Source organism: Weissella thailandensis (assembly GCF_001932615.1).
In the GTDB taxonomy this organism is placed as follows: Bacteria; Bacillota; Bacilli; order Lactobacillales; family Lactobacillaceae; genus Weissella; species Weissella thailandensis.
In genome coordinates this window covers 1924148-1945465 of record NZ_CP014332.1, presented here as the reverse complement: position 1 = coordinate 1945465, position 21318 = coordinate 1924148, and the positions used below count along the sequence as shown (strand labels likewise).

The window sequence follows — 21318 nt, the reverse complement described above, 5'->3', positions numbered from 1 at the left end:
AATACTAGTCATTGAAATTGATGGGAGAAAAGCCGATGAAAAAATTATTGGTTTTAACTACTGGAGGGACCATTGCCTCAACGAAAACTGCCCAAGGCTTAGCGCCGGGGATGACAGCTAATGAACTGATGACATATGTTGTGCCACGTGATAATGTGACGATATCTGTTGAAAATATCATGGGGAAAGATTCAACCAATATGCAACCAGAGGATTGGCTGATTATTGCTGGACGTATTTTAGAACAACAGGATGAATTTGATGGGTTTGTGGTAACTCATGGGACAGATACAATGGGCTACACAGCGGCGGCATTGTCGTATTTATTGTATGGTATTAAAAGACCCGTCGTTTTGACTGGCTCGCAAATTCCAATCAGTGAGACAAAGTCGGATGCTATTCGTAATTTGGATGATGCTGTTACGTTTGCTAGTCAAACGCATTTGACCGGTGTTTATCTTGTATTTAACGGTTTAGTCATGATGGGAACGCGTGCGGTTAAGACAAAAACAAAGAGTTACGATGCGTTTGAAAGTATCAACTATCCATACCTGGCGAGCGTGAATGCTGGGGAAATGGTGTCACTATATGAACCAGAACCAGAAGAGCATTTGTTAAAAGCTCATACTTCATTGGATCCAAATATCTTTGTTGTTAAAGCATTTCCGGGTCTTTCTGTAGATATATTTGATTATTTAGTTGAAAATACTCATGGTGTTATTATTGAAAGTTTTGGCAATGGTGGTCTGCCATTCCAACGACGTAACTTAATTCCAGGTATTGAGAAGTTAATTGCTGCGAATATTCCGGTGATTATTACGACGCAAATTCTGGAAGAGGGTCAAGATATCAATTTGTATGAAGTTGGTAAACGCGTGGCGGATGCTGGTGGAGTCACTGTGGGTGATATGAATACAGAGGCGGTTGTGGCAAAATTGATGTGGGTACTAGATCAGACCCACGATCCACAAACGATTACAAAAATGATTCAGACACAAACAGCTCATGATATTGGATTTGTGTAGGTATTGTCGCAGAGGAGGTTCAAATGGCAAAACTATCGTATGATATTTTAGAAAAGTTCGGTGCGTTATCAACCAGTAAAAGTGGTTGGGAACTACAGTTAAACTTTGTGCAATGGGGTGAGAATAAACCTAAATTTGATTTACGATCATGGTCACCAGATAATAGCAAAATGGGAAAAGGACTAACCTTATCCCATGATGAAATCGTTGCATTGTATGATGTGTTAACAAAAGTACTAGCAGCTGAACATGCACCTGTAACAGATGTCACGGGTAACGATGATGTTGATACTCAGCCAGACAATACGGACGATGATAAACCCAAGTGGGGTCGCCTAGACGAGATGTAAGCGAGTGCCTTCTTCCTGTACTAACACCGTCTAGTAGTAAACGGTTGGAATATTATAGAATTAAATCTATTAGGATTCAAAAAGGGTTGGGATATAATAAGTATCCCAACCCTTTTATGCTGAAAATAGATTAGTTATTATTAATTTGATAGCAAGTCTCAACCTTGCGTCGTTATCATCATTGTCACAATCGATGTTGATGTCTGCTGTTGTGTTTCCTCAATTAAAGTCGTGACTGTCCAAGTTTGGATACGGTGACCTAATTTGATAGGGGTTGCAGTGGCAAGCAAGGTGCCCTCTGTTGCTGCGTTTAAATGATGCGTATGAATATCGACACCAACTGGCACTTGATTTGGATCAGTCAAACTAGCCTTGGCTCCTAAACTGGCAGCAGTTTCGGCAAGAAAAGCATTGATACCACCATGCACGATGCCATAAGGTTGCTTGATATTGTCGGTGATTGGTAAACGCACGATTGTTTTTTCAGCCGTGACCAGATCGTTTGCAACATTTAGAAATTTCAGTGCATCCATGGTAATACCTCGCATTTAAATATAGAATATAATTAACCATCATTTTAATATTAATTTGGAAAAAATAATAGAAAAGATTATAATGCATTAGTAGCATATAAGAGATAAAAAATAGGAAGTGGCAAAATAAATATGACAGTAGAATGGTCAACAGTTAAAGAATACTCAGAAATTTTCTTTGAACGTGCTGATGCGATTGCTAAGATTACTATGAATAATCCGCGCCATCACAATGCGTTCACACCTGATATGGTTCAAGAAATGATCGACGCTTTTTCAATTGCGCGTGACGATGCGTCAATTGGTGTGATTATTTTGACTGGAGAAGGGGACAAGGCCTTTTCATCTGGTGGTGATCAATCAGTACGTGGTAATGGTGGTTATGTTGGACATGATCACATTGCCCGTTTGAATGTTTTGGACTTACAACACTTGATGCGTATTATTCCTAAGCCAATCATTGCGATGGTTAAGGGTTGGTCAGTTGGTGGTGGTAACATTTTGCAATTAGTTTGTGATTTGACGATTGCTGCTGACAATGCCATGTTTGGACAAACTGGTCCCAAGGTTGGTTCATTCGATGCTGGCTATGGTTCAGGTTACCTAGCACGTGTTATTGGTCATAAGCGCGCAAAGGAAGTTTGGTTCTTGAACAAGTTCTATACTGCTCAAGAAGCTTATGATATGAACTGGATCAATCGCGTGGTTCCTTTGGCTGAAGTTGAGGATGCAACCATAGAATGGGCAAATATCATTCTACAAAAGTCACCAACTGCCTTGCGCTTTATTAAGGCTGCCATGAATGCTGATACAGATGGTTTGGCTGGTTTGCAACAGTTTGCTGGTGATGCCACAATGTTGTACTACACAACTGACGAAGGAAAAGAAGGTAAGAACGCCTTCCTTGAAAAGCGTCAACCAGACTTTAACAAGTATCCAAAATTCCCATAAAAAATATTAGGACTCGGTATGTGACAAATGATTGTCAGTTATCGAGTTTTTTGTTCTAGTTTGCTTTAAAAAATTAATAGAAGGAATATTATGGAAAATTGGCTAACAAAACGTGCCCAGTTATCACCTGATCGACTAGCCGTCCAGTATCAGGAAACAAAGTTAACTTTCGCACAGATGAAAGAAAAGGTGCAGCGCATTGCAACCCAATTAGCGCAATTAGCACAAAATGAAGAACGCATTGCGGTGATTACGTCAAATCAACTTCAAGGCTATTTGATGATTTTGGCTGTCCAACAACTAGGGAAAACAGTCGTGCTGATTAATCGGCGTCTATCCGCCAGAGAAATTAATTTTCAATTACAGGATGCAGGGGTTCAGGTAGTTGTCCAAGACGATGATTTTGCATTGACGCTGTCAGTGGATCAACAAGTATCTTTTACTGAAGTCTTAGCAATACCGGTAACCACTCTCATTGAACCAGTTGCCGAGTTTGATTTAGATGCAGTGACATCAATTATGTATACATCTGGAACGACTGGTAATCCTAAAGGAGTCATGCAGACCTTTGGCAATCACTTTTACTCAGCCGTCGGTTCAGCATTAAATTTGGGTATTATGGCAGATGATGTTTGGTTAGCAGTAGTCCCAATCTTTCATATTAGCGGTTTGTCAATTATGATGCGTTCGCTTATTTACGGTATGGGGGTACGCTTATTCGAAAAGTTTGATGTTCACGCGATTAATCACGCATTATTGAATGGTGAAGTGACAACAATTTCTGTGGTTCCTATGATGTTGACGCAATTATTAGCTGAGTTGCCAGCCAATACGCGTTATCATAAAAATTTCCGCACGATGTTGCTGGGTGGTGGACCAACGGACTTAACAACTTTACAACGGGCAAAAGCAGCTGGTATTGAAGTTGTGCAGTCGTATGGTATGACGGAAACAGCTTCGCAAGTCATTGCTTTGGATGCAGCGAATGCGCAACGAAAACTAGGTTCAGCAGGTAAGCCGTTATTCCCTGTCTCAATTCGTGTTGCCCACCAAGATGACCAACAGCATGGACGTATTCAAATTAAATCACCAACATTGGCCGTGGGGTACTTAAATCAACCCGAAAAGTATGCCAATACATTTGAGGATGGTTGGTTCGATACTGGTGATATGGGTTGGTTGGATGATGAAGGCTTCTTATTTATTGATGGTCGTGAGGGCGATATGATTTCATCCGGTGGTGAAAATGTCTTTCCAGATGAAATTGAATCAATTTATGCGAAGTTAGATGAAATCAAGCAAATTGCGGTGGTTGGTGTCCCAGATAAAAAGTGGGGCGCAGTACCGGTAGCTTTTGTTACCTTTAAGGATGGCCAAACACTATCACGACAAGCATTACGTGACTTTGGTCGCGATATGTTGGCCCATTATAAAGTGCCTGCTCATTTTTACAAGGCGACAGACTTCCCACGTACAGCTAGTGGTAAAGTGCAACGACATAAATTACGCGATTTGCTTGCAAACGCATCAGAAATAGAATAGGCATTATCCTTGAATTTTCTAAATGAGCTACTATAATAGTTGGTAATCTAGGAAAGGGGGTGATACGTTTTGGCAGATATACACAATCAACGAAACGTATCGCCCTTGTAAAAGGAAACAAGGGCGATACGTTCTGTATAATTTAGTAGATAACTACTAAATAGATTATGCGGATTGTAATATAACAGCATAATCGGAATGGTTGGGTCACAATGATGTCCCAACCATTTTTTTGTCTCGCTCTTTTTTTATAAATGTCTATCCATGTTATAATCGTAGATAGTTTATAATTTATGTCGATAGAATGAGGTGTTAAAAAATGGAAATCATTGATGTTACGCCAAAGACTGAAGCAGCCTGGGAACGTATTTACCTTGAAGCATTCCCAGAATATGAGCAACGTTCCATTGCGGATCTAGTTGCAATGTCTGATCAACAGAGTGGCACAAGGATGCAAGTGGTTACTGATGAAGATCAGGTAATTGGTGTTTTGTATTTGTGTGAAATTGGTGTAGACAAAGCGTTTGTGCTATATTTCGCGATGGATGCAAAAGTTCAAAGCAAGGGGTATGGTAGCCGTGCCTTGGCTATTTTGAAAGAACGTTATCCAAAAGGTTTGATTCTGGAAGCTGAAAAGACTGGCCACCAAGCAGAAAATGAAGAGCAACGTGTTAAGCGTTATGCCTTCTACAAGCGTAATGGATTCGAGGACAAGCAATTGCTTTCTGAAAATTCTGGTGGTATCTTCCACCTACTAGCAACTACGGAAGATGTTACGGCAACGGAGTATTTGCAGGCTATGCAAACATTGTCAATTGACGCAGTTATCCGTAGAGGATAGGAAATTAAAATAGAATTAGCATGTTTATTGACCCGAAAACTGACCAGATTGTTTGGCAAGTTTTCGGGATTTTTTTGTTTTTTCTAAAGAAAGTCCTGTTTAATGGATTTTTAGGGTAAAATAAGTCTTAATAAATGTATTATATTATGGTCGATAAGTAGTGGTATGTGCCCAAGGCGATATGTTTTAATATAGTAGGTAAATTAGGACAGAAAATGGGTTGCTAGACATGTACTTCAAGGTAGGTTTAGAAAGGTAGAATTATTTATGGCACAGAATGGGCTTAAGCCTAGCATTAGCACATTAGGAATTATTTCCTTAGGTGCTGGTGGCGTAATTGGTAGTAGTTGGATTTATACAAATAGTCAATTTTTCCACCAATATGGTGCGGGTGGAGAAATTTTTGGTTTATTAGCGGCATCAGTATTAGCGATTCTGGTTTCGCTGTCATTTGCCGAGTTATCAACGGTTTATCCTAAAGCAGGTGGTGAAGTTGTTTATGGGTATGAGGCCTTTGGGAAAAAAGGTGGTATGTTTGCCGGTTGGGCATTGCTGGGGTCGTACCTAAGTGCGTTAGCCTTTTATGTTACAGCATCTAGTATGTTACTTTCACAAATCATTCCAAAAATTGCGACTGGACCAACTTACTCGTTTGCAGGGGTCAAAGTTCACTATACAGAATTAATTTTGGGAGTATTGATTACATTATTTATCTTCGCGATTAATTATCGTGGTGCAAACCTGACAAGTAATGTGCAAATCGTGTTATTTATTCTACTAGTTGTTATTGGAGTGGTCCTAGTTGTTGTGGGCTTTAGTCATGGGAAACCAAGTAATTTTTGGCCAGCATTCTATGATCATCAAGCTAAAACACCTGAAATCTTTCGTTTTATTTTGCCAGCAATGACGTTTTTGACGGGTTGGGAATCAATCGGTGTGATGGCTGAAGAGGTGAAGACCCCAGCACGAAAAATTGGGCGCACCGTTGTGATTGCGATTATGATTGCCTCAGCTTATTATCTATTAGTGCTCTTGGCATCAGCTTGGATTCACCCATGGCAAAGTACTGCAACCATGGAAATGGGAACAATCGATGCCTTTAAGGCAGAAGGCTTCCCAATCTTGGGAACAGCGGCCTTTGTTATCTCTTTCTTAGGATTGGGAACAAGTTTCTTAGCATTGTTCTCAGCAGCACCACGGTTGATTTATTCACTAGCTGAACAAAAAATCTTGCCAAGTTACTTTGCTAATGTACATCCAAAGTATGGTACGCCTAGTCGTGCTATCGTAATGACCTTAGTATTGGTATTATCTCTTGGCTGGTTAGGAAAAGGTGCGCTAACGTATTTCTTGGATATTGGTGGTTTCTTAATGGCTTTAGCCTGGGGAATCAACGCCTTTAATTTGTTAGCTATCCGTAAGAAGTACCCTGATTTAAAGGGTGGGTTCCGTAATAAGCATTTATCACTGCCCGTTATTGGTGGTGTGATTGCTATTCTAATTGCATTATCGACTATTATTCCGGGTACATCAGTTTCCCTAGTTTGGCCTTACGAATACGTTATTTTGGGTATTTGGGTCATTATCGGATTAATTAGTTATGTTGCAGGTAAGAAAAAGTAGCTATTTATCAATTCATAAATTTTAAACATTAAACAAACTGTGCCATTTTCTTTGGTAGCAGTTTGTTTTTTTGTGCAAGAAAGTGCTCTATAATATGAAATAGGAACCTTAAATATTTAAGGTATAAATAAGTTGAAAATAGGTAGTTTTTAAGGTTCAGTGTTTATATTGAAAATAACAAAACTAACAAGTGCAAGAGGGACGGTAACATTATGGCAGAAAATACGGTTAAATTATTAATTGTCGAAGATGACTATGCGTTGAATGATACAGTGAAAGAAACAATTTCTGACCTAGGTGAAGTTGTTCAGGTCCACGATGGCGATGAAGGCTGGTTCGAAATCGAGTCAGGGGTATATGATGCAGTCGTTTTGGATGTGATGTTACCTGGACAAGATGGTTTCACTATTTTGAAAAAGGCTAAAGAACAGTTTCCAAATTTGCCAGTGCTGATGCTGACGGCTAAGGGTGAAATAGCTGATAAAATGCAAGGATTTGACCTAGGTGCTGATGAATATATTACGAAGCCTTTCTATAAAGAAGAACTTTTGGCACGTTTAAAGACGTTATTACGTCATACAGGTGTGCTTGGACAAGATGGCGCATTGGAAGTTGGTAATGTACAAATTTATGTGGACCAACACAAGGTGCTAGTTGATGATACAGAAGTTAGTTTGCAAGGTCGTGAATTTGGTCTGTTAGTATACTTAGTGCAACACGTGGGTCAAATAGTTACCAAGGATCAAATCTTTGACCGACTATGGGGATTTGATTCTGATACATCTTTGACGGTTGTCGAAGTTTACATGTCTAACTTGAGAAAGAACTTGCGTCAAGCGGAGGCCCAAGTCAATATCAAAACATTGCGTAATGTGGGATACACATTGAGCGCGACGACTGAGGAATAATGGCCAAAACGAAACTGGCTGAAAAGCAACACCATTGTTTTAACAAATTAAGACTACCAAAGTGGCTACAGAGAATCCGCGCTTCATTGTCACAACAGGTTAAAATGACTATTTTAATGGTGGTTGGCTTTACTTTAGTTTTCGTTTTGATCGGTACCTTTTCAATTAGTCAATTCCGAACAGTGATGTATGGTAATGCCCAATCACGTGTGGAAAGTGCTTTTGATGTACAAGCGAATCGTTTTGATCGGCCCGTTGTCCAAAATGAAACGGCACAGATTACCGATTATGTGGGTGCCTTTCAAAAGACGTTGGATTTACCTAAATCTAACCACGTATATTTGCGTGAATATCGGGGCAGCTGGTATTTCTTCAATCGTAAAGGTAGTGAGTTGGCCTATGTCGATGTCACGGCAGAGCATGATTTAGTAGAATCATATCAGACGCGTTTGTTTTGGATTTATGTGCTATCTGAATTAGCGCTATTATTGATGGGAATGGCATTAACGAGAGCTAATATGCGTCCGATTATTCGTTCATGGAATCAGCAGCGAACATTCGTCGCTGATGCTGCGCATGAATTTAAAACACCGATGACTGTTATTCAAAATAATTTGGAACGTATGTTGGAACATCCAAATGATACGGTAATGGATCAAGTCGAAAGCGTTGCCAATGCATTGACCGAAGTTAGACATTTGAATCATCTAACCGGAGATTTATTGACCCTTTCACAAGCTGATGCGGATATTCCAATGTTTGAGTTTGAAGAAATGGATTTGGCTAAGACGGTACGTGAAGTTGGCGATATTTATGAATATAATGCCAATGAAAAACAACAAACGTTGCAAGTTGATGTCCCAGAAACGTTGCCGATTGTTGGGGATGCTCAGCGTCTACGTCAACTGTTGGTGATTCTTACTGATAATGCTCAAAAGTATGCTGGTGAAGGCGCCAGTGTCACTATTACTGCGGCTGCAACAAGTAGTGGGGTCAAGTTAACAGTAGCGGACACTGGTAAAGGCGTTTCAGAAGAGGATAAGGAACACTTATTTGATCGTTTCTATCGAATTGACAAAGCTCGTTCACGTTCAACTGGTGGTCATGGTCTAGGATTGTCGATTGCCAAATGGGTCGTGCAAGGACATCGTGGAGCGATTGAAATTTTGGATAATAAACCACATGGTACGATTTTTAAGATGTTAATTCCGAAAGGCCAAAAAAGTGCCTCATAATGTGATTTATGAAAAAAGACAGGTAAGAAAAATCCATGGATTTTTCTTACCTGTCTTTTAATTTACGTTTCCTCAGCTATTTAATTAGATTAAGGGCTGGGGATGTGAATCAAAAACCGCAATCGTCTCATCATCACGACCAACAACTACTTGGTCAACAATATTTAGGAACAAACCGTGTTCAACGACACCAACCATACTAGTTAGTTCACGACCTAGTTTGAATGGGTCGGGCATTTTATCAAAATGCAAATCAAATAGAAAGTTGGCCGAATCGGTACGAACCGGGTTACCGTTTTGGTCTAAGCGCCAGGTTGGTTCATAACCTTTTTGCTTTAAGCGCTTAAATAATTGTTCAGCACCGTAAGGGATAACCTCTACAGGTAAGTAATGCGTTAAGTGAGGGGCTATTTTTGTATCATCGACGACCCAAATATTGCGTCGTGAGTTAACAGCGACAATTTTCTCCCAAAGTAAGGCAGCTCCACCACCTTTAATTGCTGCAAAATTTTCATCAATTTGATCAGCACCATCGATGGTTATATCGATATGATCAACATCATCAACATTATGCATGGGAATACCAAGTTTTGCTGCTGTACGCCGTGTCTTATCTGAAGTAGGAACCCCTTTGATTTTTAATCCTTCTTCAGCAACACGTTTCCCCAGTGCTTCAACAACAAAGGCGATAGTTGAACCTGAACCGATTCCAACTACCATACCATCTTCAACGAATTCAGCTGCACGATAACCGGCTAACTTTTTTAGTGCAGTTTGGTCTGCCATAAGGTTAATGCCTCTTTCTTAATTTTTTCTTATTTCCATTATCGCTCATAACATATGGTTTAGGCAAATTTGAAATCAGAAAATGTTACACTGGATAAATAACTTTTAAAAAAGGTGGCAAAATTCATGATTGAGATGTGGCATGAAGATAAAATAGCGGCATTCCGTCAAACATTACTTGAATGGTATGACAGAGAAGGTCGCGCAGATTTACCGTGGCGTAGAGACCATGAACCTTACCATGTTTGGGTATCTGAAATTATGTTACAGCAGACTCAGGTGCAAACAGTCATCCCATACTTTGAGCGCTTTATGGCGACCTTTCCAACAATAGCAGACTTAGCAAAAGCTCCGGAACAGGTTTTATTGAAGACCTGGGAGGGACTCGGCTATTATTCACGAGTACGTAATATGCAAAAAGCTGCCCAACAAGTTGTTAATGATTATGCAGGTGTTTGGCCAAACAATATGGCCGCTTTGCAGAAATTAACCGGAATTGGCCCATATACGGCAGCAGCGATTGCTAGTATATCTTTTAATGAACCTGTGCCAGCTATTGATGGGAATGCGTTTCGGGTATTTTCACGGTTGTTCAAAATTGATGCCGATATTGCTCAAGCAAAAACGAGGAAAGTTTTCTTTGAAGTAGGGGAACAGTTAATTGATCCAGAACGTCCTGGTGATTTTAATCAAGCAATCATGGATTTAGGATCATCATATATGAGTGCTAAAAATTATGATAGTGAGCACTCGCCAGTCAAAGCATTTAATGCAGCATACTTAGATGGGACCGAGGATTTTTACCCGGTAAAAACAAAAGCACCTAAGCCTAAACCAGTTACTTATTTTGCAATTGCTGTGAAATCACCAGCCGGTTATTTATGGGAACAACGGCCAGCCAATGGTTTATTAGGAAACTTTTGGACGATGCCCTTGTATGCATTAACAGATTTTATTACAGATAGTGATGCCAACTGGACTGAAGATGAAATGATTACCGCTACTCAGAAAAGACTAGCCGTTGATTATGGTGTGGTGGCTGATTTAAAGAAGGTAACCGGTCGTCCAGTAACCCATGTGTACACGCATTTGAAGTGGACGGTCACAATTTTAACGGCAGAAGTAGCACCACAACAGTTAGTTCGCGGTATGTGGCGATCATTTGATGACCTGCAAGAGGATCCACAACCTAAAATTCAAGAAAAAATTTGGCGTCGCTTAAGCTAAAATCAGGCAATTGATTACTTGATTTATGATAATAATTTCTGTTGGGCAGCAGAACAAATATTAATGTTCCACGTGAAACATAAGCCTTTTGATTTTATGATTCAACTCGGTCCATCTATTGAATAGATGGGCATTTTGCGGTATTCTTTTAGTATTGGAATCAGTTTGGAGAGAGATAATGAACCCCGAAGAATTTGCGGCGGCACTACGCGATAAAAACGTCATTTTAGACGATAAACAACTAACGCAATACCAAACGTATTATGATCGTTTGGTAGCAGTTAATGAGCATATGAATTTAACGGCCATTACTGATCGTGATGAGGTTTACTTAAAGCATTTTTATGATTCATTAACTTTAGCATGGGCCTATCCTAAGTTACAAACTGACCAACTTAGTATGATTGATGTTGGTGCAGGTGCTGGATTCCCATCGTTGCCGCTAAAAATAGCCTTTCCACAATTACAGATTACTATTATTGATGCTTTAAATAAGCGGATAAATTTTCTGCAGGATCTAGTGAATGAACTAGGCCTCGAAGGGGTGACGGTCATCCATGCGCGAGCTGAAGAGTTTGGTCATAAAAAGGCCCCCAATCGCGAACAATTTGATGTAGCAACTGCTAGGGCATTAGCTCGATTAAATGTTTTGGGCGAATTGACACTACCACTTGTTAAAGTTGGTGGGGCACTATTGGCCATGAAAGGTAGTGCTGCCAGCGAAGAATTGCATGAAGCACAAGGCGCAATTACAAAGTTGGGTGGCAAGATTGGCGAAGAAGTACCAGTCAACTTACCAAACGGTGACCCTCGGACGATTATTGTCATTGATAAGGTAAGTTCAACACCTAACCGTTATCCTCGTAAACCAGGAGACCCAGCACGCAAACCATTGTAGGAAGGGGAAAATAATGGGACACATTATTGCATTAGCAAACCAAAAAGGTGGTGTTGGTAAAACAACCACAACAGTCAATTTGGCTGCTTCGATAGCATCTTTTGGCAAAAAAGTATTAATTATTGATACCGATGCGCAAGGTAATGCAACATCAGGAACTGGTGTTCATAAATCAAATATTGAGCAAGATATTTATGACGTCTTGATTAATGACGTGCCCATAGCCGACGTCATTTTACAAACTTCTCATGAAGGCGTTGATATTGTACCGGCAACGATTCGACTTGCCGGTGCAGAACTGGAATTAGCACCAGTAATGGCCCGCGAGTTACGCTTGAAAAATGCGCTGGGTAACATTCGCGAACAATACGACTACATTTTAATAGATAATCCACCTTCACTTGGATTAGTGACGATTAATACATTTTCAGCCGCGGATTCAATTTTGATTCCGGTTCAAGCTGAGTATTATGCGTTAGAAGGGCTTGGCCAACTTATGAATAATATGAAATTGGTCAAACGTCATTTCAACCCTGACTTAGAGGTTGAAGGTGTCCTGATGACCATGGTCGATCCACGTACAAATTTGTCAGCTGATGTTATTGATAATGTGCGTGAGTACTTTGGTAGTGAAGTGTACGATACCGTTATTCCGCGCAATGTTCGTTTGTCTGAAGCACCATCTCGGGGAATGTCAATTATTGATTATGATCCAAAATCAAGAGGTGCTGAGGTCTATACAAAGTTAGCGAAGGAGGTCCTAGAATCTCATGGTGAAATCTAAAAAAACAGGATTAGGTGGCTTTGGGAAAAAGGGCGGTGGCCTAGGAGCCTTATTTGCTGATCAAGGTCTTGATAACTCAGCTTCTAATGGTGATGAAGTCCGTGAAATCGCGATTGAAAAGATGGTTGCCAATCCGTTCCAACCACGACGGGTGTTCAATCAGGATAAACTGCAGGAATTAGCTGAATCAATTAAGCAAAATGGGGTCTTACAACCAGTTATTGTTCGACATAATCCCAAAGACAGTAGTCAGTACGAAATCCTTGCTGGTGAGCGTCGTTGGCGAGCTTCACAGATTGCTAATATAGATACTATTCCGGCAATCGTGCGCAAGCTAGATGATGATCAAATGTTGCAAGCGGCAATTCTGGAAAACTTACAACGTGAAGATTTGACGCCATTAGAAGAAGCGCAGGCTTATCGTGATATGATGGATGGTCTTAATTTGACACAAGCACAAGTGGCTAAACGATTGGGTAAGGCTCGGTCGGTGGTTGCTAATTTCTTGCGTTTATTGAATCTACCTGATGAAGTCAAAGAATTGTTAAATGCAGGTCAGCTATCAATGGGGCAGGCTCGTACGTTATTAGGATTACACAATAAGCGTCGGATTGTCCCTGTTGCCAAGCGTGCCGTTGCTGAAGGCATGACAGTTCGGCAATTAGAACAATTGGTCAATAAATTAAATGAACAGTCAGCACCTACTAAGGAACAACCAAGTTTGTCTCCTTATATTAAAGCATCGACAACGGCATTGGAAAACAAGTTCGGGACAAAAGTCCATATGACACGTAACAATAAAGGTGCTGGAAAAATTGAAATCACCTATTTGTCAGATGAAGACTTAAACCGGATTTTTGAAACACTAGACATTGACTTGGACGCGGAATAGTGGAGGCAGTGATGTATAATTTACATGATATTGTTGAAATGAAAAAGGCGCATGCATGTGGTGCAAATGAATGGCAGATTATGCGTGTTGGCGCTGATATGAAAATCGTGTGTCAAGGTTGTCAGCGACAAATTGTCATGACACGTCATGATTTTGATAAACGTTTTAAACGTGTACTAAAAAGTGCACAAGATTAATTAATGAAAAGAGAGATGGGTAAATAAAATGGCTCTTACAGCAGGAATTGTTGGCTTGCCAAACGTCGGTAAATCAACTTTGTTTAATGCAATTACTAAAGCAGGTGCAGAAATGGCAAACTATCCATTTGCAACCATTGAACCAAATGTTGGTATGGTTGAAGTGCCTGATGATCGGTTGGATCGTATTCAAGAATTGATTCCGGCAGATAAAGTTGTACCAACAACTTTTGAATTTACTGATATTGCTGGAATCGTGAAAGGTGCTTCACAAGGTGAGGGACTTGGAAATAAATTCTTGGAAAATATTCGACAAGTTAACGCCATTGTCCATGTGGTACGTGCATTTGATGATGATGACATTACCCATGTGTCAGGTAAGATTGATCCATTAGAAGATATTGAAACAATCAATACAGAGTTAGTATTAGCTGATTTAGAATCAATTGACAAGCGTTACAGTCGTGTTGAAAAGTCAGCAAAGTCTGCTAAAGATAAAGATGCTATTGCTGAACTTGCCGTTCTAGAACAACTAAAGCCTGCATTAGAGGCTGGTAAACCAGCCCGCTCAATTGATTGGGATGAAGATGAGCAAAAAATCATTCATGATTTATTCTTGCTAACTTCAAAGCCAGTGCTTTACGTGGCCAACGTTTCAGAAGATGATATGGCTGATCCATCAGAATCAGAATATTATCAACAGATTCAGCAATACGCAGAATCAGAAGGTGCCGGTGTTATCGGTATTTCTGCACGTGCTGAGGAAGAAATTGCCGAAATGGATGATGAAGATAAAGCGGAGTTCATGGAATTGCAGGGCATTACTGAACCCGGATTGAATCGTTTGATTCGTGCTGCTTATCATATGCTTGATTTGCGCACATTCTTTACTGCTGGTGGTAAAGAGACACGTGCCTGGACATTCCGTGCTGGCATGAAGGCACCTCAAGTTGCCGGTGTTATTCATTCAGACTTCGAACGTGGTTTCATTCGTGCTGAAACAGTGTCATTTGAAGATTTGGACAATTATGTATCAATGAAGGCGATCAAAGAGGCTGGACGTCGTCGTTCAGAAGGAAAGGAATACGTTGTACAAGATGGAGACATCATTGAATTCTTGTTCAACGTTTAATTGGGGAGAAATATGACAGAGTCAAAGGAACAAACACAATCACAGGCGCCAAAGCCAACGTTGCCAACCATCCAAGAACTTGCAACGTCAGGATTAACAAGACGTAACCAAGAATTTATTCGTCAAATGGTCATCCTGGCTAATGGTGATGAGTCTAAAGCACAATTGATTACTGAAGTTGGCGCAAAATTATTAACTGCCCAAAAAACAGGGGTGACAGCTAAGCAATTATATAATACGCCAGCCGAAGCAATGGGGCTAAAGACTGAGGCAGAAAAGAGCGATGATACTCGTGGTTATGCAAGTTATGGTTTTTGGCCACTTGCAGTTGATAACGCCATTGCCTTCTTTATGATGTTTAGTTTCATGTTTGGACTAACATTGATCTTTAGTGGCATGAAGTCATCAGCGGATGGTTCAGCAGGTGCTGCCGGAATTACTTCATTGATTTTGACGTCAGTCTTAGGTGGTATTTTCTTCTCGGCTGTTACATTGACCCTTGCACCACGTCGCGATGGTAAACATGTATCGTTTTTGAAAAAGGCTAGTGTCACAGTAGGGGCCTTTGCTATTTGGTTCTTGGCATACCTAGGCTTTGCCTTCTTACCACCAGTAATTAATCCACTATTACCAGGTTGGGTATATCTTGTGATTGCAGCACTTGCCTTTGTTGGTTTCCGTTACTGGCGTTCAAAGACAGGAATCAAGGGTGGTTTCCTTGGGGCAAACGCACAAGCGCAATCACGAAAGAAATAGCCAAAGAAGCAGTGAGGGTAGATTGATGAAAATTTTGATTGTTGATGATGACCAAGAAATTGCGGAATTGCTAGAAATCTATGTGAAAAATGAAGGCTATGAGCCAGTTGTTGCTAGCGATGGTAGAGAGGCGCTGTCTAAGATTCGGACAAATCCCGATATTGGTTTGATTATTTTAGATATTATGATGCCTGAAATGAGTGGCACTGAGGTCTTAAAAGAAGTTCGTAAGGATAATTCAGTACCTATTTTAGTATTGTCGGCAAAGTCAGGTGCGATGGATAAAATTCAAGGCCTAATTACGGGTGCTGATGATTACGTGACAAAGCCATTTAATCCATTGGAAGTTATGGCGCGTGTACGTGCATTACTACGTCGGGCGCAAAATGGCTTGGCACAGGCAACACCAGAGGTGTTAGATGTCGGTCCATTGACAATCAATAAAGATAGTCACGAAGTGCGAACAGCGGACGGTGTTGATATTAATTTAACAGCTTTGGAATTTGGCATTTTGTACCTACTAGCATCACATCCAAATAGAGTATTTAGCGCTGATGATATTTTTGAACGTGTTTGGCAACAAGAATCTGTTGTTTCAGCAAAAACAGTGATGGTTCACGTGTCACATTTACGCGATAAATTAGAAGAAGCCACTGGTGGTAACCAGGTTGTGCAAACTGTTTGGGGTGTTGGTTATAAAATCGAAGTACTTTAATACAGAAAGGCAGTGGGGATGAAACTAAGAATACTGAGTTGGCTAAAATTAACGGTCAAGGCAGTGGTTTCCGCCCTGCTTTTTGTATGCATGGGAATTGGTATTGTTCTCATGATTCAACCACATTGGGATACAAATAATTTGTGGTCAGAATTAGTTAGGATATCACAGCAATCACCAGCAACTGTCGGTATTGTCGGGGGTATTTTATTAATTGTCTGGTTGCTATTGCTATGGCAGTTTTATCAACAAACAAAGTTATCAGAATTGATTGTAGCAGTGAATAAATTAGTACCACAGGTTGGTGATACAAAGAGTCAGGGATTACAGGTTAAGCGCTGGGGCCGTCGCTTGCAACCATTAGCAGAGAATGTTAACGGAGTTTTTGAAGCTGCGCAACAAGCAATGGTTGAAGAGCATGAAATTGAACGGTCTAAAGATGAAATGGTCACAAATGTTTCTCATGATTTGCGGACACCTTTGACGTCGATTTTGGGATACCTTGGATTAATCATTAACGATAGTGAGCAACAAAAATTGCAACGTGAAGAGATTATGAAATACGCCCAAACGGCTTTTGATAAGTCGGGTCAAATGCAGTCATTAGTTGAAGATTTATTTGATTACACGCAAGTTCATCAAGTTGATTTCAAACTTCATTGGGCACCGTTAGATTTAGCAGCGTTACTCCAGCAATTGGCAGTGAATTATGAGCTTGAAGCTGAGGAAAAGGGTGTTGTGATTTCGGCTGTTTCAAATCCAACGGTTATTGAAATGGTTGGTGATCCTGACCGACTGGCGCGTGTCTTTATGAATCTAATCAATAATGCCTTTAAGTACGGTGAAGGCGCAACTTTTGTTAGATTATCAGCAAAGGTTATGCCAGATGACAATCAGGTAGAAATTCGTGTGACGAATAATGGCGCTAAAATTCCTGATGAGTCCATTAAACGTCTGTTTGATCGCTTTTATCGGGTAGAAGGCTCTCGTAATACGAAAACTGGTGGCACAGGACTTGGTTTGGCAATCGTTAACGGCGTAATTAATGCGCATGGTGGACAAGTGCGAGTTGAGTCAGATGATGCCATTACTAGCTTCATTATTAATTTGCCATTAACGCCAGAAGAAGACGAATTACCGGATTAATAAAAAATATTTTTAATACAAAAAGGTTGGAACATTTGCTTTTGTTCTGAACTGAACCCCGTAAGTTGGAGTAATTTCCAAAACTTACGGGGTTTTACTATGTTTTCAAAAGAAGTACAAATTGAAGCAGTCACGATGTACCTACAAGGTATTCCGCCTTATAAAATACGGAAAAAGTTTGGTATTAAAGGAACAGACACCATTCGTAACTGGGTTACTAACATCAAGGAGCTTGGTATCTATGGGTTAAACAACGCTAGTCAAAGTAAGACAAATTATCAATATTCCTTTAAAATCAAGGTAATTAAATGGCGCCTTGAGCACAAAGCTTCGCTTCCGGTAACTGCTAAGAAATTTCATATTCGTACCCCAGCTACCATTTGGCAATGGGAAAGAGCACTGGAATCTGGGCGCCTGAAATCTAATAAGAAAAGGCGGAAAAAGATTATGACTAAGCAAGAAGATAATAAAATTAAGAAACTTGAAGAAGAGAATGAATTACTGCGTATTAAGGTAGCCTATCTGGAAAAACTCGAGGCCTTAGCACAAGAGAAAAAGAAATTACAAACCAAGACAAAGCGGTAGTAATTACTGTGTTAAGGCAGGAATTGAAATGTAAATTGAAATTAATTCTTCAAGTAGCAGAAATGTCTAGTAGTAGCTACTATGATGCTTGCAAGCGAGCATATAAAGAATATCCTCGTGATTTGATTAATGCCATTACTGCAGTTCGTAATGAAAATCCCGATTATGGTTACCGTCGTGTCACTCAGGAATTGCATAACCAAGGGTTTAATACCAACCATAAGGTTGTATTGAAAATCATGAAAATGAACGGTATTCTTTGTACTGCATTTAACCGAATAACTCGTAAGTACAATTCATATGTCGGAACAGTTGGTCGTATTGCACCAAATCGTGTTAAACGTCGATTTATAACAGACCGACCTTATCAGAAAGTGCTCACAGATGTTACTGAAATGCGTTGGGGTTCTGGAACAGTATCTGAACGAGCATATTTTACGGCCTATATTGATGTTTATAGTGGTGAGATTCTCACTTGGAATATTGATCTTCATCCAACCGTTGATTTCGTTACGAAACCACTGGATGAACTATTAAATACTAGGCCCAAATTAAATTACCGTTTGACGATTCACTCTGACCAGGGATTCCAGTATCAAAATTATGAATATGTCTCACGTTTGCAGAACAACCATGTGTTTCAAAGTATGAGTCGCAAAGCGACCTGTCTAGATAATGCTATGGCAGAGAGCTTCTTTCATATCTTGAAGGTAGGAACTGTCCATAATAACCATTATCAAAACTATGACGAGCTGAAGTCTGCCGTCAATAATTATATCTATTACTACAACAATAAGCGGATTAAAACAAAGCTGGCCGGAAAAACTCCGGTTCAATACCGAAGTCTTTCCGACCAGCTAGTTGCTTAAACTTCTCTCCAATTTTTGGGGTTCAGTTCATTCCAACCTTTTTTCTAATGGCATTATTTAGTTGTTGGTACTTCTTTAATAGGATGTTGTTCCTGCAACGTACCCAAAATTTTTTCGGCTTCTAATTTATGGAAAAGGACACTAGCAGCCGATTGCATCAGCTGTGTTTCTAGTGATACGCCTTCAAGCGGTTGATTCGTGGGATTTTTGAAAAACCCTAGAAGGGTATCAACAAAAGAATTATAAGCTTTCTTTGGGTAACTATCGATGGTTATTTGATCGATTGCTGCCCGGATTTGGTCCAATGAGAAGATGGGCTTTAGTAATGAAATAATCAAAATGTCAGCTACTTGTAGCGTTTGATACTTCTTTTTTACGGGCGCTAGAATCATCTTTTTCTTAACATAGTTGTTGATCATTGTTGAAGTTACAGTAGGCATCTCTAGTGGTGCTAACACTTGATTAATGTATGCAACGACTTGATCCATATAGAGATCAAAATTTGGTAGTTCATCCCAGTGTGGGAAAACGATGTCTTCAAAGTTATTTTTGTTCAACTTGTTTACAGTCATGATTTATCACCTCGTATCATCGTAGATTGTATTGTTATTATATCACATCTAGACTGTGAAACTAAATGATGGTTGGGTCTAGACTAAAAAGTTGGGTGTGTCATGACTCGAAAGGACCGAAGAAAATTCGGACAAGTGGTGCGGGTTTGTGATAGTATGGTTACAATTTGATTTTTTTAGGACGGAAGGGTAATTGTTATGCAAGAATTCATGGCATTAAATCGCAACTTAAAATTAAGAACGTTAACGGTTTTTTTAACGGTCTTACTTGGTAGTTCGATTGGTCCCAATATGACAATTTATTATGTACAATATTTTGGCGCTTTTGTATCGGGATTTTTATTAATGGTTGTTTCCGTGGCTGGATTTATTGCAGGACTCTATGGTGGTCATTTATCGGATGTGTGGGGACGTAAACGGACAATGTTGACGGGATCAGCATTAATTATATCTGGCTACACGCTGGCAATGTTAATGAATGCGCCATGGTATACAAATCCATATATCACTTTTATTGGCTTTTTAACGGCATCGATTGGGTCGTCGTTAGCCGATCCAGCTGAACAGGCGATGATGATTGATGCATCAACAATCAAAAATAGAAAGTTTGTTTACGCATTGATTTATTGGGTAATCAATATTGGTGTCATGTTAGGGGCAGCCATTGGTGGGTGGTTCTTCCGTGATTATCTATTTGAACTGTTGTTAGGATCTGTTTTTGTGGGTGTTGTCAACGCATCAATCATCAAGTTCGGGATGGCAGAGACGCTTAATATGGAGAATGTGCATGCAAATTCATCGGTCTGGAGTGCTGTCCGGTCTTACGGTCGCGTTTTATCTGATAAGCGGTATGTATTATTCATGTTCGGATCAATTTTCTCCGTTGTGATTTACTCACAGCCCGATTTTTATTTAGCCGCTCATTTAACACAATTCTTCCATGATTATACCTTCATGGGGATTCATTTCTACGGTCAACGAATGCTATCATTTATGTTAGTGATTAATACGGTCATGATTGTATTGGTGATGAATTTAATCAACCGCTATACTAATCGTTGGCCATTAATTAAAAGCTTTGCTATTGGTACATTTATTCAAGGATTCGGCTTTGCGCTATCATTCTTGTTGCGTGATTTCTGGCCATTAGTTATTGTGGCAGTGGTCTTTACCTTGGGTGAAATCATTAATGTGCCGTCAAGTCAGACCATGCGTGCCGATATGATGAATCCGGAACAAATTGGTGCTTATTCGGGTGCGTTTGCTGCAACACGTCCAGTGGGAAATATTATCTCTGGTATGATGGTTTCACTATCACAATTTACGAATGACTGGGGGATGGCAGGCGTCTTAATGATTGGGACATTAATTGCAATGGTTACCATTGTTCAGGCAGCTAAAATGCCCGCGCAATTTAAGACGGAAACTATGCAATAAGGTTTATGAAACATTAATTAATATCGTTTAAGAACTGGCTGGAACGTTTGTGTGTTCCAGCCAGTTCTTTTATTATACCTTCGATTTTTGAGCAAAATAAAAAGCCAACAAGCGTAATCGCTCATTGACTCTTTTTAACTGGGATAGCTGGATTCGAACCAGCGAATACACGGTACCAAAAACCGATGCCTTACCGCTTGGCCATATCCCAATAATATAATGGGGGCTATAGGATTCGAACCTATGAACCCGAAGGAATGGATTTACAGTCCACCGCGTTTGACCGGACTTCGCTAAACCCCCATATGTCTGAT

General features: G+C 40.0%; 23 protein-coding genes and 2 tRNA genes. 20 read left to right on the top strand and 5 right to left on the bottom strand.

Annotated elements, in window-relative coordinates; genetic code table 11:
* Positions 1–35 precede the first annotated feature (35 nt).
* Positions 36–1025, top strand: coding sequence for an asparaginase (locus tag FOL01_RS09715; RefSeq protein ID WP_075270435.1), 990 nt, complete (start codon positions 36–38; stop codon positions 1023–1025).
* A gap of 23 nt (positions 1026–1048) precedes the next feature.
* Positions 1049–1375 (top strand): YdbC family protein, encoded by a 327-nt coding sequence (locus FOL01_RS09710; RefSeq protein ID WP_075270434.1) that lies wholly within the window; start codon positions 1049–1051, stop codon positions 1373–1375.
* Positions 1376–1533: 158 nt separating this feature from the next.
* Here FOL01_RS09710 and FOL01_RS09705 read toward each other — a convergent pair whose 3' ends face one another.
* Entirely contained in the window at positions 1534–1908 is a 375-nt protein-coding gene (locus FOL01_RS09705; RefSeq protein WP_075270433.1) for a PaaI family thioesterase, read from the bottom strand.
* Positions 1909–2040: 132 nt separating this feature from the next.
* On the opposite strand from FOL01_RS09705, the gene menB reads away from it, so the two are divergent.
* The 6 genes from menB to FOL01_RS09675 all read left to right on the top strand — a co-directional run bounded on the left by menB (position 2041) and on the right by FOL01_RS09675 (position 9008).
* Positions 2041–2859 carry a 1,4-dihydroxy-2-naphthoyl-CoA synthase gene (menB, locus tag FOL01_RS09700; protein WP_075270432.1) on the top strand — a complete coding sequence of 273 codons (819 nt, stop codon included), beginning with the start codon at positions 2041–2043 and terminating at the stop codon, positions 2857–2859.
* A 90-nt stretch (positions 2860–2949) separates the two neighbouring features.
* Complete coding sequence (locus FOL01_RS09695) at positions 2950–4401, top strand: o-succinylbenzoate--CoA ligase (protein ID WP_075270431.1); 1452 nt, start codon at positions 2950–2952, stop codon at positions 4399–4401.
* A 319-nt stretch (positions 4402–4720) separates the two neighbouring features.
* On the top strand, positions 4721–5242 hold the full coding sequence (locus tag FOL01_RS09690) for a GNAT family N-acetyltransferase (protein ID WP_075270430.1): 522 nt from the start codon (positions 4721–4723) through the stop codon (positions 5240–5242).
* A 267-nt stretch (positions 5243–5509) separates the two neighbouring features.
* Positions 5510–6865 (top strand): APC family permease, encoded by a 1356-nt coding sequence (locus FOL01_RS09685; protein ID WP_075270429.1) that lies wholly within the window; start codon positions 5510–5512, stop codon positions 6863–6865.
* A 212-nt stretch (positions 6866–7077) separates the two neighbouring features.
* Positions 7078–7773: a response regulator transcription factor gene (locus FOL01_RS09680; protein WP_075270428.1), complete on the top strand. Its 696-nt coding sequence runs from the start codon at positions 7078–7080 to the stop codon at positions 7771–7773.
* Positions 7773–9008 (top strand): sensor histidine kinase, encoded by a 1236-nt coding sequence (locus FOL01_RS09675; RefSeq protein WP_083603486.1) that lies wholly within the window; start codon positions 7773–7775, stop codon positions 9006–9008. The genes FOL01_RS09680 and FOL01_RS09675 overlap by 1 nt, the downstream gene beginning before the upstream one ends.
* An 84-nt stretch (positions 9009–9092) precedes the next feature.
* On the opposite strand, the gene rpiA is transcribed toward FOL01_RS09675, so the two are convergent.
* The gene (rpiA, locus tag FOL01_RS09670; protein ID WP_075270427.1) at positions 9093–9794 is read right to left on the bottom strand and encodes a ribose-5-phosphate isomerase RpiA; all 702 of its coding nucleotides are present in this window, start codon (positions 9792–9794) and stop codon (positions 9093–9095) included.
* 126 nt (positions 9795–9920) lie between these two features.
* Between rpiA and mutY the strand changes: the two genes are divergently transcribed.
* The 11 genes from mutY (at position 9921) to FOL01_RS09615 (ending at position 18995) form a co-directional block, all read left to right on the top strand.
* On the top strand, positions 9921–11021 hold the full coding sequence (mutY, locus tag FOL01_RS09665) for an A/G-specific adenine glycosylase (protein WP_075270426.1): 1101 nt from the start codon (positions 9921–9923) through the stop codon (positions 11019–11021).
* A 178-nt stretch (positions 11022–11199) separates the two neighbouring features.
* Complete coding sequence (gene rsmG / locus FOL01_RS09660; RefSeq protein ID WP_075270425.1) at positions 11200–11919, top strand: 16S rRNA (guanine(527)-N(7))-methyltransferase RsmG; 720 nt, start codon at positions 11200–11202, stop codon at positions 11917–11919.
* A gap of 13 nt (positions 11920–11932) precedes the next feature.
* Entirely contained in the window at positions 11933–12703 is a 771-nt protein-coding gene (locus FOL01_RS09655; protein ID WP_075270424.1) for a ParA family protein, read from the top strand.
* Complete coding sequence (locus FOL01_RS09650; protein WP_075270423.1) at positions 12690–13595, top strand: ParB/RepB/Spo0J family partition protein; 906 nt, start codon at positions 12690–12692, stop codon at positions 13593–13595. Before FOL01_RS09655 ends, FOL01_RS09650 begins: the two co-directional genes overlap by 14 nt.
* 11 nt (positions 13596–13606) lie before the next feature.
* On the top strand, positions 13607–13792 hold the full coding sequence (locus FOL01_RS09645) for a DUF951 domain-containing protein (RefSeq protein ID WP_075270422.1): 186 nt from the start codon (positions 13607–13609) through the stop codon (positions 13790–13792).
* Positions 13793–13820: 28 nt separating this feature from the next.
* Positions 13821–14924 (top strand): redox-regulated ATPase YchF, encoded by a 1104-nt coding sequence (ychF, locus tag FOL01_RS09640; RefSeq protein ID WP_075270421.1) that lies wholly within the window; start codon positions 13821–13823, stop codon positions 14922–14924.
* A 12-nt stretch (positions 14925–14936) separates the two neighbouring features.
* On the top strand, positions 14937–15680 hold the full coding sequence (locus FOL01_RS09635) for a DUF1129 domain-containing protein (RefSeq protein ID WP_075270420.1): 744 nt from the start codon (positions 14937–14939) through the stop codon (positions 15678–15680).
* Positions 15681–15705: 25 nt separating this feature from the next.
* Positions 15706–16395: a response regulator gene (locus FOL01_RS09630; protein WP_075270419.1), complete on the top strand. Its 690-nt coding sequence runs from the start codon at positions 15706–15708 to the stop codon at positions 16393–16395.
* A gap of 90 nt (positions 16396–16485) precedes the next feature.
* Positions 16486–17541 carry a sensor histidine kinase gene (locus tag FOL01_RS09625; protein WP_237342630.1) on the top strand — a complete coding sequence of 352 codons (1056 nt, stop codon included), beginning with the start codon at positions 16486–16488 and terminating at the stop codon, positions 17539–17541.
* 99 nt (positions 17542–17640) lie between these two features.
* Positions 17641–18126: a helix-turn-helix domain-containing protein gene (locus FOL01_RS09620; RefSeq protein WP_075269074.1), complete on the top strand. Its 486-nt coding sequence runs from the start codon at positions 17641–17643 to the stop codon at positions 18124–18126.
* A gap of 35 nt (positions 18127–18161) precedes the next feature.
* Positions 18162–18995: an IS3 family transposase gene (locus FOL01_RS09615; RefSeq protein ID WP_083603484.1), complete on the top strand. Its 834-nt coding sequence runs from the start codon at positions 18162–18164 to the stop codon at positions 18993–18995.
* 53 nt (positions 18996–19048) lie between these two features.
* On the opposite strand, the gene FOL01_RS09610 is transcribed toward FOL01_RS09615, so the two are convergent.
* Positions 19049–19567 (bottom strand): DUF1836 domain-containing protein, encoded by a 519-nt coding sequence (locus FOL01_RS09610; RefSeq protein ID WP_075270416.1) that lies wholly within the window; start codon positions 19565–19567, stop codon positions 19049–19051.
* Between the two features lie 198 nt (positions 19568–19765).
* Here FOL01_RS09610 and FOL01_RS09605 point away from each other — a divergent pair, with 198 nt between their 5' ends.
* The gene (locus tag FOL01_RS09605) at positions 19766–21004 is read left to right on the top strand and encodes an MDR family MFS transporter (protein WP_075270415.1); all 1239 of its coding nucleotides are present in this window, start codon (positions 19766–19768) and stop codon (positions 21002–21004) included.
* A gap of 138 nt (positions 21005–21142) precedes the next feature.
* On the opposite strand, the gene FOL01_RS09600 is transcribed toward FOL01_RS09605, so the two are convergent.
* A tRNA-Gln gene (locus FOL01_RS09600) sits at positions 21143–21215 on the bottom strand.
* A gap of 9 nt (positions 21216–21224) precedes the next feature.
* Positions 21225–21307 (bottom strand) — tRNA-Tyr (locus tag FOL01_RS09595).
* Positions 21308–21318 lie beyond the last annotated feature (11 nt).

What these genes read in the sequence shown, in the direction of transcription:
- FOL01_RS09715 (WP_075270435.1), top strand. Translation starts at nt 36, where the DNA reads ATGAAAAAATTATTGGTTTTAACTACTGGAGGGACCATTGCCTCAACG.
- FOL01_RS09710 (WP_075270434.1), top strand. Translation starts at nt 1,049, where the DNA reads ATGGCAAAACTATCGTATGATATTTTAGAAAAGTTCGGTGCGTTATCA.
- FOL01_RS09705 (WP_075270433.1), bottom strand. Translation starts at nt 1,908, where the DNA reads ATGGATGCACTGAAATTTCTAAATGTTGCAAACGATCTGGTCACGGCT.
- menB (WP_075270432.1), top strand. Translation starts at nt 2,041, where the DNA reads ATGACAGTAGAATGGTCAACAGTTAAAGAATACTCAGAAATTTTCTTT.
- FOL01_RS09695 (WP_075270431.1), top strand. Translation starts at nt 2,950, where the DNA reads ATGGAAAATTGGCTAACAAAACGTGCCCAGTTATCACCTGATCGACTA.
- FOL01_RS09690 (WP_075270430.1), top strand. Translation starts at nt 4,721, where the DNA reads ATGGAAATCATTGATGTTACGCCAAAGACTGAAGCAGCCTGGGAACGT.
- FOL01_RS09685 (WP_075270429.1), top strand. Translation starts at nt 5,510, where the DNA reads ATGGCACAGAATGGGCTTAAGCCTAGCATTAGCACATTAGGAATTATT.
- FOL01_RS09680 (WP_075270428.1), top strand. Translation starts at nt 7,078, where the DNA reads ATGGCAGAAAATACGGTTAAATTATTAATTGTCGAAGATGACTATGCG.
- FOL01_RS09675 (WP_083603486.1), top strand. Translation starts at nt 7,773, where the DNA reads ATGGCCAAAACGAAACTGGCTGAAAAGCAACACCATTGTTTTAACAAA.
- rpiA (WP_075270427.1), bottom strand. Translation starts at nt 9,794, where the DNA reads ATGGCAGACCAAACTGCACTAAAAAAGTTAGCCGGTTATCGTGCAGCT.
- mutY (WP_075270426.1), top strand. Translation starts at nt 9,921, where the DNA reads ATGATTGAGATGTGGCATGAAGATAAAATAGCGGCATTCCGTCAAACA.
- rsmG (WP_075270425.1), top strand. Translation starts at nt 11,200, where the DNA reads ATGAACCCCGAAGAATTTGCGGCGGCACTACGCGATAAAAACGTCATT.
- FOL01_RS09655 (WP_075270424.1), top strand. Translation starts at nt 11,933, where the DNA reads ATGGGACACATTATTGCATTAGCAAACCAAAAAGGTGGTGTTGGTAAA.
- FOL01_RS09650 (WP_075270423.1), top strand. Translation starts at nt 12,690, where the DNA reads ATGGTGAAATCTAAAAAAACAGGATTAGGTGGCTTTGGGAAAAAGGGC.
- FOL01_RS09645 (WP_075270422.1), top strand. Translation starts at nt 13,607, where the DNA reads ATGTATAATTTACATGATATTGTTGAAATGAAAAAGGCGCATGCATGT.
- ychF (WP_075270421.1), top strand. Translation starts at nt 13,821, where the DNA reads ATGGCTCTTACAGCAGGAATTGTTGGCTTGCCAAACGTCGGTAAATCA.
- FOL01_RS09635 (WP_075270420.1), top strand. Translation starts at nt 14,937, where the DNA reads ATGACAGAGTCAAAGGAACAAACACAATCACAGGCGCCAAAGCCAACG.
- FOL01_RS09630 (WP_075270419.1), top strand. Translation starts at nt 15,706, where the DNA reads ATGAAAATTTTGATTGTTGATGATGACCAAGAAATTGCGGAATTGCTA.
- FOL01_RS09625 (WP_237342630.1), top strand. Translation starts at nt 16,486, where the DNA reads ATGGGAATTGGTATTGTTCTCATGATTCAACCACATTGGGATACAAAT.
- FOL01_RS09620 (WP_075269074.1), top strand. Translation starts at nt 17,641, where the DNA reads ATGTTTTCAAAAGAAGTACAAATTGAAGCAGTCACGATGTACCTACAA.
- FOL01_RS09610 (WP_075270416.1), bottom strand. Translation starts at nt 19,567, where the DNA reads ATGACTGTAAACAAGTTGAACAAAAATAACTTTGAAGACATCGTTTTC.
- FOL01_RS09605 (WP_075270415.1), top strand. Translation starts at nt 19,766, where the DNA reads ATGCAAGAATTCATGGCATTAAATCGCAACTTAAAATTAAGAACGTTA.